This window comes from Vibrio sp. V04_P4A5T148 (genome assembly GCF_963875605.1).
Lineage (GTDB): Bacteria > Pseudomonadota > Gammaproteobacteria > Enterobacterales > Vibrionaceae > Vibrio > Vibrio anguillarum.
On sequence record NZ_CAWNMS010000057.1, the window covers coordinates 15,393 to 28,086 of the forward strand.

At 45.7% G+C, this 12,694-nt stretch carries 10 protein-coding genes and 1 tRNA gene; 4 read left to right on the forward strand and 7 right to left on the reverse strand.

Translation table 11 applies throughout. The annotated features are described in order from the left end of the window. Positions 1-61 precede the first annotated feature (61 nt). Complete coding sequence (locus tag AACT18_RS12105) at positions 62-700, forward strand: TetR/AcrR family transcriptional regulator (protein ID WP_013857945.1); 639 nt, start codon at positions 62-64, stop codon at positions 698-700. A gap of 89 nt (positions 701-789) precedes the next feature. Then, positions 790-1,752 (forward strand): hypothetical protein, encoded by a 963-nt coding sequence (locus tag AACT18_RS12110; protein ID WP_013857944.1) that lies wholly within the window; start codon positions 790-792, stop codon positions 1,750-1,752. Between the two features lie 37 nt (positions 1,753-1,789). On the opposite strand, the gene AACT18_RS12115 is transcribed toward AACT18_RS12110, so the two are convergent. From AACT18_RS12115 to rsgA, 7 genes are all read right to left on the reverse strand, one after another. Continuing rightward, entirely contained in the window at positions 1,790-2,875 is a 1,086-nt protein-coding gene (locus tag AACT18_RS12115; protein ID WP_231140426.1) for a murein hydrolase activator EnvC family protein, read from the reverse strand. Positions 2,876-3,096: 221 nt separating this feature from the next. Continuing rightward, entirely contained in the window at positions 3,097-4,629 is a 1,533-nt protein-coding gene (gene gpmM / locus AACT18_RS12120; RefSeq protein ID WP_013857941.1) for a 2,3-bisphosphoglycerate-independent phosphoglycerate mutase, read from the reverse strand. Between the two features lie 155 nt (positions 4,630-4,784). Continuing rightward, complete coding sequence (locus tag AACT18_RS12125) at positions 4,785-5,672, reverse strand: DMT family transporter (protein ID WP_013857940.1); 888 nt, start codon at positions 5,670-5,672, stop codon at positions 4,785-4,787. Positions 5,673-5,784: 112 nt separating this feature from the next. Then, positions 5,785-7,665, reverse strand: coding sequence for a methyl-accepting chemotaxis protein (locus tag AACT18_RS12130; RefSeq protein ID WP_094124806.1), 1,881 nt, complete (start codon positions 7,663-7,665; stop codon positions 5,785-5,787). 297 nt (positions 7,666-7,962) lie between these two features. Then, entirely contained in the window at positions 7,963-9,378 is a 1,416-nt protein-coding gene (locus tag AACT18_RS12135; protein ID WP_064624225.1) for an SLC13 family permease, read from the reverse strand. 213 nt (positions 9,379-9,591) lie between these two features. Next, positions 9,592-10,449, reverse strand: a complete 858-nt coding sequence (gene asd, locus AACT18_RS12140) for an archaetidylserine decarboxylase (protein WP_013857937.1) — start codon at positions 10,447-10,449, stop codon at positions 9,592-9,594. Between the two features lie 175 nt (positions 10,450-10,624). Next, a complete protein-coding gene (gene rsgA, locus AACT18_RS12145; protein ID WP_013857936.1) occupies positions 10,625-11,686 on the reverse strand; it encodes a small ribosomal subunit biogenesis GTPase RsgA in 1,062 nt (353 codons plus the stop codon). Between the two features lie 154 nt (positions 11,687-11,840). Here rsgA and orn point away from each other — a divergent pair, with 154 nt between their 5' ends. Further along, entirely contained in the window at positions 11,841-12,386 is a 546-nt protein-coding gene (gene orn / locus AACT18_RS12150) for an oligoribonuclease (protein WP_010318948.1), read from the forward strand. A gap of 175 nt (positions 12,387-12,561) precedes the next feature. Next, positions 12,562-12,637 (forward strand) — tRNA-Gly (locus tag AACT18_RS12155). Positions 12,638-12,694 lie beyond the last annotated feature (57 nt).

The following is a 12,694-nucleotide window of genomic DNA, read 5'->3' on the forward strand; positions in this document are numbered from 1 at the left end:
CACTCTCATCCTGTTATTTGATAGGAGCAGGTTCACAGAGGTAAAGAGGTAATAAGACAAGATGAAGACCAAAGATAAGATCGTTTATGCTGCATTAGCGCTGTTTAATGAACATGGTGAAAGAACGGTGACCACTAACCATATCGCAGCACATATCGAAATCAGCCCAGGTAATTTGTATTATCACTTTCGTAATAAACAAGAAATTGTTCGTGATATTTTTGCTCTCTATTCAGCAGAGTTACTCGAACGTTTTCAGCCGATTGCGGCACAGCGCGAAAGCTTAACTCTGTTAAAGCATTATCTTGATTCGATCTTCACTTTGATGTGGAAATACCGTTTTTTCTATGCCAATTTACCGGAAATCCTGCAGCGTGATGAAGTACTACATGGTGAGTACATTCAAGTACAAGAAAAGCTGCAAACTAATCTCATTAATATTATGCACGCTTTTGTTGAGCTGAAATTGCTGTCTGTCGGAAAAGAAGATATGCAATCTTTAGTGACCACTCTCCATATGACGGCCTCGTGTTGGTTGAGTTATCAGTCAGCGATGTTTTCCAAAACGCAGATCACCGAGCAAGTGATTCATCAAGGCATGCTACAGATGATCGCAGTCGTTAAACCCAAAGCAACGGAACAAGGTCTTGAACAGCTTCTATTATTAGAGGAAGGTGTGCGGGCGATGCACGCATCATAATCTGTGCTTAGTTATAACCTTTGAGTATTGTTCTTAATCCTTTGAAGCTGTTAGCTTCTTAGCTATACATCTCTAAGGGTGGTGTTGATATGCACTATGACGTTTTTAACGGTGATGCTGATGGCATCATCTCTCTTCTTCAGCTGCGGCTTGCTTACCCTCGCACGACGACCCTAGTTACTGGGGTTAAGCGTGATATCAAATTGCTCCAGCGTCTTAATCTTCAATCCCGAGATAGTCTGACCGTGTTAGATATTTCGATGGAGAAGAATCAGCAACCTTTACAGCAGGCTCTTGCGGCGGGGGTGACGGTATTTTATGCCGATCATCACTATGCAGGCTCAATCCCCGAGACTCCGCTGCTTGACGCCCATATTGATTTGGACCCTAATACTTGTACGGCATTAATTATTGATCAGTGGTTAGGTGGTCCGTTCCATGAGTGGGCGATTGTGGCAGCTTATGGCGATAATTTGATTGCTAAAGCGGATACTTTAGCGCGCAACGCGGGGCTAACTACCACTCAAGCTGAACAACTAAAAAACTTAGGCACCTTGATTAACTATAACGGTTATGGAGAGACGATAGAGCAGCTTCATTATCACCCCGCTGATTTGTACCAAGCCTTGCTAGTTTATCCTTCACCGTTTGATTTAATGAAGGATGACAACTCCCCTTTTTATCATTTGCAGCACGCTTATGAGCAAGATATGCAGCTCGCTCAGTCGTTAGAGCCTATCTATAAAAGTGCCTGTTTGAGCGTGTACGAGCTGCCAGATTGTGCATCATCACAGCGAGTGAGTGGTGTGTTTAGTAATTGGCTAGCCAATCAAGCACCCGCCGCGGCACATATGGTTTTAACGGTAAATTCATCGGGTGGTTATACCGTTTCGCTACGTGCTCCATTAGCCAATAAACAGGGAGCGGATAGGTTATGCAGCGCCTTTGCAACCGGAGGCGGGCGAGAAGCAGCTGCGGGTATTAATTCGTTGGATAAAAGACAATTGACCCAATTCATTACTCAAGTAGAAGCGTACTATTCATCACACTAACGCTCGCCCGGATTAACTGGGTGATGAATGTGTTTTGCTAGCGACTGAGCCAGCGTGTTGGGTCTTCGGCTTTACTGTTGCGACGAATTTCGAAATAGAGCGCTGGCTGAGATTGACCGCCAGTGTCGCCCGCTAAAGCAATGGTTTCACCAGCGGTGACTTTATCGCCCTCTTTTTTGAGCAAACTTTGGTTAAAGCCGTATAAGGTCATATCGCCTTTGCCATGATCGAGCAAAACCACCAGCCCATAACCACGTAGATATTCAGCAAACACGACCGTGCCAGAATAAACCGCTTTGACGTTTTGACCATAATTGGCGTCAATGACTAGACCTTTCCAGTCAATTTGTCCACTTTGACGTGTACCAAAAGCATGCAGGATTTTACCTTTGACTGGCCAAGGTAGCTTGCCTTTTTGCGGTGCTAACCCATCCATTAGCACAGCGTTACGTTTTGCTGCTTTGGCGATTTCCGCTTGTAATCGCGTTTCATTGCGTTGCAATTCCGCTAAGTAGACTTTATCACCGGAAATGCTTTTTTGAATTTTACCCACTGTACTGCGTCGTTCTGACTGCGTTTTTGCCAATGTAGCGCGCTTTTGGGTCTGCTGTTCTAATAGAGAGGCGATTTGGTCTCGTTCAAGTCGCAGCTGTTTTTCACTTTCATTGAGTTCTTTTTGCGTAAGTTCAAGCTGTTGGATGGTTTGGCTGCGTGCCTTAGCTAAGTGTTGGTAATACTGGCTGATGCGATCTTCTTCCACGCCATTATTGAGTATGTTGGATGAGGCTGTCGCTCGCTGAGTGGCGTAATAGGTTTTGATCAGTTGAGCTAATTTGGCGGTTTGCTGTGTTTGTTGTGTTTCTAAGGCCGTGATCTTTTGCTTGAGTTTAGCGATATTAGCGTTAGCCACTACTAATTCTGATTTGGTGTTTTTGATCTGATTTTCTAGACTTGAAATGCCTACTTCTTGCTTTTTAAGCGCATTTTGCAACGAATCGAGCTCTTTTTGTCGATTATTTAACGCTTGCTGCTGACGAGAAATTTCGCCTTTCACCCCTTTTAGCTCTTGTTGTGTGGCAGCCATTAACGGTGAGCTGGAGAGGCAAGCTAGCCCTAACACCATCACTAGGCTAAGTGCATGCCACCAAGTCGTTATAGTAATTAGGTGTGGTGAAGGCTTGTTTCTCATCCGTTTTCAAGTCTCTATCGACAAATTAGTGAGTCAGTATACTCAAAGCCATCCGCGAGGCGAAAGCCCTATGTCAAAACTTGCAATCAAATCGAGTTCTTGGGCGAAAAAAAGCCTCGATATTTATCGAGGCTCAACATCACGTGGTTGGTGAGTTATTTAAACAACACTTGACCAGACATTTCTGCAGGGATGTCCATGTTCGATAGAGCAAGCATCGTTGGTGCTAGGTCAGAAAGCTTACCACCATCTTTTAGCTTAAGATCTTTGCTACCGACGTAGATAAGCGGCACTGGCAGATTGGTATGTGCGGTATGAATGCCCCCTGTTTCTGGGTTCACCATCATTTCTGCATTGCCGTGGTCTGCTGTGATCAGTAGCTGGCCATCGACTTCTTTAATCGCTTCAACCACTTTTCCGATACACTCATCAAGCGCTTCGCATGCTTTCACGGCCGCTTCGTAAATACCAGTATGACCAACCATATCGCCGTTCGGGTAGTTACAGATAATCGCATCGTATTTACCCGATTTGATTGCCGCAACGAGTTTTTCAGTCAGTTCAGGCGCGCTCATTTCCGGTTGCAGATCGTAAGTTGCCACTTTAGGTGAAGCAACCAATTGGCGCTCTTCGCCTGGGAATTCGTTCTCAACACCACCGTTAAAGAAGAAGGTGACGTGCGCGTATTTTTCTGTTTCAGAGATGCGCAACTGAGTTTTGCCCGCCTTTGATAGCCACTCACCGTAGGTGTTTTCTAGTGATGCTGGTGGAAATGCGCACAGCAGAGGAATGTCGGCGGCGTATTGGGTTAGCATTACAAAGTCAATTGCTGGGAACTTTGCACGTTCAAACCCGTTGAAATCTGGTATGAAGGCACGAGTAATTTCACGTGCACGGTCGGCGCGGTAGTTCATGAAAATCACGGCGTCGCCATCTTCAATCGCAGCAGAGTCTTGGCCTTCAGCTTTGATTTCTGTCGCTTTAACAAATTCATCATTTTCTTCACGTGCGTAAGCGGCTTCAAGGCCTGCCACGGCGGAATCAAAAGTAAATTCTGCTTTGGCTTCAACCAATAGGTCGTAAGCTTTTTGTACGCGTTCCCAGTTGTTATCGCGATCCATGGCGTAGTAACGACCAATCAGTGAGGCGATACGACCTTTACCTAATTTAGAAAATAGGTCTTGGAAGCGTTGCAATGAGGCTTCGGCACTACGTGGTGGCGTATCACGGCCATCAAGGAAGCAGTGGAGGTAGATTTTCTCAGCGCCACGGGCAGCAGCCATTTCAACGGCAGCGTAGATATGATCTTCATGCGAGTGAACACCACCTGGCGACATTAGCCCCAATAGGTGAACCGCTTTGCCCGCTTTGATGGCTTTATCCATCGCGTTGACTAACACTTCGTTTTGTTGGAATTCACCATCAAGAATTGATTTAGTAATGCGTGTCAGGTCTTGGTAAACAATACGACCAGCACCGATATTGGTGTGACCGACTTCTGAGTTACCCATTTGACCATCCGGTAAACCTACATCCATACCAGAAGCAGAAATCAGAGTGTTTGGGTTGTTTGCAATTAAGCTATCCATGACTGGAGTATGTGCATTGCTGATTGCGTTGTGTGCGTTATCTTCACGGTAACCCCAACCGTCAAGAATTACTAAAGCCATTGGCTTCTTAGCTGACATAGTTATGACCTCGTCAAATTCAAAGTAACTTAAACAGAAATTAGCGTAATTTTACTACACTTTGAAGCGATTGCAGTAGGTTAAGATCAATGATTCTCCCTATCAATGCCTATAAAGGTAGCCTATTGATCAACATCGGTGCCTTTTAGCGCCATTTAATAAACTAAAATTCCCGTCCCAAGCACGGCAAACAGTGCGCCGCACCAAGCGAAGCGGTTGGGCCGCTGTTTGGTATACATCCATAAAATAGGCAACAACATGATGGGCGTGGTTGAGGAGAGCAGGGCCACCATACCCACGTTGCCTTCACGCAGTGCGTAGAGAATTAACGTCATTCCGACCGCCATCGCAAGAAAACCGTTGATGGCAGTAATGGTAAAAATGGGTAGCGTAATGGCTTGAGTGGCGCGTGCTAATTTTGCACCAGTAGCCAACAGTAAGCAGTGTGCGGTGAAGGCGGTGAGCATTCGAATCGCGGAAGCGGCGATGGGGTCGATCCCCGTTTGCATCACGGGTTTGGCGATGATCCCACCCAATGCTTGGCATAGAGCCGCGATAAGGCCAAGTGCAATGCCAACCCATACTCGGCCTTTAATTGCTTCCAATGCATTATGATTTTGCCCTCGGCGGCCAAAAAAGATGGCCGTTAGAACGCCTGAAAAGACAAAAGTCGCGCCCACTAGCTCTGCATGGCTCATGCTTTCGCTGAATAAAAAATAGCCGAGAATGGCCGAAAAAACGGCATGGCAGGAAAAGAGCAAACCCGCTTGTCTTGGCCCCATGCGATTTAAACACGCAAACAGCGCCGTATCGCCAATGAATATGCCAATCAACCCCGAATACATCATGGGTGTTACCATCTCGCTGTTTACCGTTGCCCAGCCGCCAGTTGCCAGCGCCATGCTCACTAAAATGAGAGAAGTACAGCCCATGCGCCAACGGCTATAAGCAAAGGTTCCTAAATGGCGAGCGGGAGTAACAGACAGTAAACTGGCTACTGCCCAAAGAAACGCGGCAGCAAGCGCGAGCCATTCGTAGCCCATGTAAACATCCTTGAACGAGGGAAGGATCTCAATATGCCTTAAGCGCTAGGGGAAAACAAAGGGAATTTATGGGCTTGCCTCAATGCGATTAAAAGAGGCAAGCCAAGAGGATTTATACTTTGAAGCGGCGAATATCGTTACGCATGGCTTCTGCCGATAAATGCATTTCATGAGCGCTGTGGCTGCTCTGCTGAGTTTGGCTTGCAAGGTCATCAGAAGCGTCTTTGATACCTTGTGTATTGCGGCTAATGTCTTCGCTGACAGCTCGCTGCTCTTCAGCGGCACTGGCAATTTGCAAGGCCATATCATTGATCTCGGTAATGGCTTGCGTGATCCGCACTAAACTGTCGTGAGCTTGTTCGGCATAGTCAACACTGTGGTCGGCCAGTTTGGTGCTGGCTTCCATATTCTCGACCGCATGTTGAGTATTGCGCTGCAAGGTTTCAATCATGGTGCGGATCTCTTCCGTTGAGCCATGCGTACGTTGGCTTAGCACACGAACTTCGTCGGCGACCACAGCAAAACCACGGCCTTGGTCACCTGCGCGGGCCGCTTCAATCGCTGCATTGAGTGCTAACAGATTGGTTTGTTCGGCAATACTTTGAATGGTGGATAGGATCTGGTTGATACTTTGAGCATTGCTCTCCAACTCTCGGATCACTTTGGCCGCACTATCGACCTGATTGGCTAAGTGAGTAATGGAATCTCGATTCTTTTTGATAACCGCCTGCCCGTCATCACAAGCTGAGGCCGATGCTTGTGACGCGCTAGCCGTTAGTTCGGCATGGCTAGCCACCTCAGCGGCGGTAGCCGACATCTCGTGAATCGCGGTGGCTATTTGGTTGACATCATTTTGTTGGTGCTCAACTCGCATGGAAGCTTGAGCAGAAAGGTCATTGGCATCTTGTGCTTGCTGGGAAAGTTGTTGGCTACGGCTGACGATCCCTTTCAGCATCTCCTGCATTTGACTTAAAAAGAGATTCACTTTCTCGGCCAATTCACCGATTTCATCCATGCGTCGAATGTCGATGCGTTGGGTGAGGTCGCCTTCTCCTTGCGCTAATTGCGCTAAAGCGTTCGACAATACCTGCAGTGGTTGCAGTAAGCGGGTTACAACCCAAGTGCTGATGCTGGCGATAATAATGTAGAGCACTAAAGAGGCAATGGCGGTAAAGGTTATTTGCTCAGAAACCGAGGCGTAGGCCATCTCTTTGTCTACCACAATGCCCAGTAACCAATCGGTATTTGGTATTTGTGAGACGTAAATTAATTTGTTGCCTTGCTTTGGCCAAGCGATGGTATCCACGCGATTTTCTCGGGCTAAGCTGGCCATATGCTGGGAATCTAATTCGTTGTTTAAATTGGTTAAAGGTTTTTGGCTTAAGGCTTCATCTTGATAGGCGACAATATTGTTATTGCCATCAACCAGAAACGCAAAGCCTTGGTTATCGAGTTTAACACTCAGTACCTCTTTAATGAGATTGGTTACCGTTAAATCGGCGGCGAGTACGCCTTGTTTTTGACCTTTAAAAGCTTTGGCGAAGCTGACCACGATGCTGCCATCAAAATCTTGGTAGGGTTCGGTAATTATAAGCCCTGATTGTGCCATTGCATCTTTATACCAAGGGCGCGTTCTTGGATCATAATCACTTGGCCAATCTTCGGTTTTATCACCATAAGCAATGCTGCCATCACTAAAACCAGCATAAACAGAAAGAAAATCACCGCTCTTTTTAGTCACCAGTAACGCTTGGTCAGCATTGTTATTATTGGCAATAAAAGGTTCATTGGCCAACATCATATTGCTGCGGATCCCAAGCCAATCACTGATGTAATGGCGAGTAGCAAGACTGGTGTTTTCCATTTCACTATTAATGGCATAGGTCGTTTCTTGCTGTAATTGACTGACGGAGATCCAAGCTTGGACGCCACTGACGATTGCGATGATGATGGCGATCGCCACTTGAATTTTAAATTTGATGGTATGTCTCATGGGTTATGCCCCTAGAACGGTTTGACAACAGCGTGTCGATAGATCAGAACGGAAAAAAGATGAATTAACGGCACCTGTGCTTATTTGCAGCCAAATGATGAGGTCTTTTCATGGTTCTTCAGATAAATGAATAACTAAAACAGGCTAATCCTACGAAAATATGATGTTGATTAATATGATCGCGCTCGATTATTACTCATCCAGTTGAGTCATTTTTGCTGAGTTTTAGATAGAGATGATTCATCTTGCGACTTGCATTCAGTCTTGACGCTCAATGCAAGTCGCAGTGACCAAAGGTTAGGTCAGTAATAGCGCGGCAGCATAGACAATGCACAAGCCAACAACGCCAATAATCAGACCTGTTTTGGCCATGTCTTTACTCTCAATAAGCCCGGTAGAATAGGCCAGTGAGTTCGGTGGTGTTGAGACAGGTAAAATCATACCCAGTGAGGCAGAAAAGGCGACAACCACTAACAAACTTTGTATACCACCAATACTGGCCAAGCTTTCCATGGATGTGCCAATCGCGGCGGCGATCGGCATGAGTAAGTTAGCGGTCGCGGTATTGGACATGAAGTTTGCCATGAGCCAACAAACGAGCGACAGGGTGATGACGACCGAGATAGGCGATAGAGAACTGTAATCAATCGCGTGAGCTAATGCTGAAGCGAGCCCTGTTTTATCTAGCCCAATGCCAATCGCTATCCCGCCAGCCACTAGCCACAAGACGTCCCAGTTGATCTGTTTCAGTTCCTCTTTACCCATAATGCCGGTGAGTGTAAAAACCGCCAAAGGAATAATAGATACCACATAGGTGTTCATGCCGTGTAGAGAGGTGGTCATCCACAGCACTATGGTGGCAGCAAAAGTAATGTAGACCACGATTGCACGCCAATTTTTTTGGAATGTTCCGTTTAGTTTTAGCACCATCTGTTTTTCTGAAGAGGGGAACAGTTTTTGTAGCAAAAACCAAGCTAACGTGAGCTGAATAATCACAAACGGCAAGCCCATCATCATCCAAGAAAAGAAATCAATGCTATTGCTTCCGGTGAGATATTGCAGCGCGATCGCATTGGGTGGCGTACCGATAGGCGTGGCAATACCACCGGTGTTCGCTGCAATCGGAATGCAGAGCACTAAGGCCTTGATGCCTAAATCCCCTTTTGGAGCGGAAGCGACGATCGGCCCGAGCAGCGCCAGCATCATCACAGTAGTCGCGGTATTGGACATAAACATAGAAAATACCGCAGTGATCAACATTAGCCCCAGCATAATAAAGCGGGGTTGAGTACCAAAAGGTTTGAGTAAAACTCGGGCTAAGTTGTTGTCCAGTTCATATTTAGAAGCAGCAATCGCCAGTGCAAAGCCGCCCATGAACAAGATAATAATCGGTGAAGAGAAAGCGCTGAAAATATCGGTGTACTTCATCAGCTCGCCGATATCATGTCCAGCGGGTGGCGAACGAAAGAGATGCAAGCCTTTATCTGAAATCATCACCAATTCGAGCGCAATGATCAAAATGGAGGTGGCAAATACAGGAACTGGCTCTAATACCCAAAGCAGAGCAGCCAATAAAAAAATAGCCAGTAATCGATGTTGAATTAAGGTTAAGTCATCAATCGGTATTGCATCAATGGGCATCAGTAAAACACCGATGGGCAGCAAAAAGCAGATCGCAAGCTTTATCAGCATTCCCGTATTCATGGTAGGCATATCACATGACCTTCATTAGGTTAACTTGAAGTAACTAGCGTAAATGATATGTGAATGAAGGTCTTAGACGCGGCTTGAAATTTTGAGTTTTAGCGAAGGAATATGCAGCAGCTTTGTTTTTTATCAATAAAGAAAAAAAGCGAAATATCTAGAGGCGTTAGCTCTGAACATGCAGAGCTAACGCATTTTGCAGGGAACATTAAGAGATGGCGATTAACGTTGCTGTGCGTATGGAGTACCCATAACCGTTGTAGCATTGTGTTGCATAGACTCATCAAAGCGAATTTTATCTTTTGCAAACAGGTTAATCACCGTTGAGCCTAGCTTAAAGCGACCCATCTCTTGTCCTTTTTTCAGTACAACAGAGGTATTGCCTTGGGCTGGATAATCCCAGCGATAAACGGTATTGCCGCGCGGAGGCGTGACAGTCCCTGACCAAACTAGCTCAATACTGCCAACAATGGTCGCTCCGACAAGCACTTGTGCCATTGGGCCAAACTCAGTATCAAAAATACACACCACGCGCTCATTGCGAGCAAACAGGTTCGGTACATTTTCGGCTGTTAGTGGGTTAACCGAGAAAAGATCGCCCGGTACATAAATCATTTGACGTAACACGCCATCGCAAGGCATGTGTACGCGGTGGTAGTCGCGAGGTGATAAATAAAGCGTGGCAAATTCGCCATCTTCAAACTCTTGCGCCAGTTTGGCATCACCACCGAGCAATTCTACCGCTGTAAAATGGTGGCCTTTCGCTTGAATCAGCTTGCCATCTTGAATCGGCCCGAATTGACTAACGCAAGCATCGGCCGGATGGGTGATTAAGCTATCACCGTCACTGATTGGCCGAGCATCGGCTTTCAATTCACGAACAAAGAATTCATTGAATGTTTTGAAATGGCTAGGATCTGAATGCAGAGCTTCATCCATGTTGACATTATATTGTTTAATAAACCAACGAATGACTGCAGTGGTTAGACCGCCAGCTTTCGCTGATGCGAGTTTACCCATCAGGCGTGTTAAGCCATGTTGTGGGATCCAGTATTGCAGTCCAACTTTAATTTTATCCATTGTCTTTGATTCCAATGTTAACTGTATGTTCTTCACTTTGGGCGCGAGATGTTACTGAAAAACTCTCACCATGTCAGCAGTTAGTCACCATTGCTTACGGATTATTCGATGGCGACAGATAAAAATTTTATCGATCAAGTCTGCGGACATTTGCCGGGGTAAAACTCGATGCTATTTATAAATCCGCTTTTTTGTTACGCGAATATTGGCGGTTAGCTTTGTTTTCCGACATGCTTTCTAAAATTCGGTGGTAGTTCTCAAAGCGCGTGTTACTAATATCACCTTTTTCCACCGCTTCACGTAATAAGCAACCCGGATCGTCAGCGTGTTTGCAGTCTCTAAACTTACAGCCGCCTAAGAAGGGACGAAATTCGACAAAGGCTTCAGTGATCGCTTCAGCTTCCAAGTGCCATAAACCAAATTCACGCACTCCCGGCGAGTCGATCAAATCACCGCCTGTAGGGATATGATACAAGCGAGCCGCAGTGGTGGTATGTTGACCAAGTCCAGATGCTTGAGAAACTTCACCTTCTTCAATTTCATCTTCCAAATTTGGCATTAATGCGTTCACTAGGCTGGATTTACCAACGCCAGATTGACCAACAAATATGTTGATCCGTCCGCCAAGTTCCGCTTCTAACTCAGCAATCCCTTCACCGCTTTTTTTGCTGACAAAAAGCACTTTGTAGCCAATGCGTTCGTACACACGTAACGACTCTTGATATTGGTTACGCAATTCATCGCTGAGTAAATCAATCTTATTCAGTACCACTAGCGGCGCAATATTCACGGTTTCTGAAGCGATCAAATAACGGTCGATGATATTGAGTGACAGTTCCGGTAGTACGGATGACACAATGACCATCTGATCAATGTTTGCCGCTACTGGTTTCAAACCGTCGTAATAATCTGGACGAGTCAGAACCGATTTGCGCGGTTCAACCGCTTCGACAACGCCAGAGATACCCGCCATCGATTCTAGTCCAGGTCGCCAAATAACACGATCTCCTGAGACCAGCGTTTCAATGCCTCGGCGTAAATTACAGCGGTGGATGGTGTGAGTCTCTAAATCTTCAACATCGGCATGTTGGCCAAAACGAGTAATCACTAACCCAGTTTTTGCGGTGCCGAGCATGGCTTCATCCCACGAAACTGTGTCCTCTTTTTTGAGTCGTTTACTCTGATTATTACGAACGCGTCGTACTTGACCTTTCGTCAGCTTCTTTTTCTTTGCCACGATTATCTACTTCATGATTATGATACGTTTTGATCCAACGTTGAGATTTTACTCAAAATCATACCGTTTGGATCCAATGTCCAAAGGTATCTTGGGGATCTGAATTTGGGTATAGTACCTTTTTTATCTGCAAACCAATATAGGCAACGTATTTATGTCTTTTAGCGATCAAAACTTGATTTGGGTTGATCTTGAGATGACAGGCTTAGACCCTGAAACTCACAAAATTATCGAGATTGCCACCATTGTGACTGATAGTGAGTTGAACATTTTGGCTGAAGGCCCAGTGTTGGCTGTTCATCAATCAGAAGCTGAATTGGCTAAAATGGATGAATGGTGCACCACCACACATACCAAAAGCGGTTTGGTCGAGCGAGTACGTCATGACTCAGTGACACAACAAGAAGCGGTTGAACAGACCATTACGTTTTTGGAAAAGTGGGTGCCTAAAGGTAAATCTCCGATTTGTGGCAACAGTATTGGGCAAGATCGCCGCTTCCTTTATAAACATATGCCTGAGCTGGAAGCCTACTTCCATTACCGTTATGTGGATGTCAGTACGCTAAAAGAGCTGACTCGCCGTTGGAAGCCAGAAGTATTGGATGGCTTTTCTAAGCAAGGTAGCCACCTGGCTTTAGATGATATTCGTGAGTCTATTGCTGAGCTTCAGTACTACCGTAAGACCATATTCAGTATTTAATTTTCAGAACGGCATTTTTTGCTGATGGCGTGTTAACCAGTTTTTGTGATTAATACGCCATATTTGCGTTATTTTTCGTCAAAAAAAAAAAAAAAGATTTTTTGCCAGTAAGGGCTTGCATCATAAGAAAATGCTCTTATAATTCGCAGCCCTGAACAACGGAAACGTTGTGAATGCGACACTAGCTCAGTTGGTAGAGCGCAACCTTGCCAAGGTTGAGGTCACGAGTTCGAACCTCGTGTGTCGCTCCAAATTCTTTTCGAAGAAAAGAATAGCGCCGCACAACCTAGTTAAGGTTGAGGTCACGC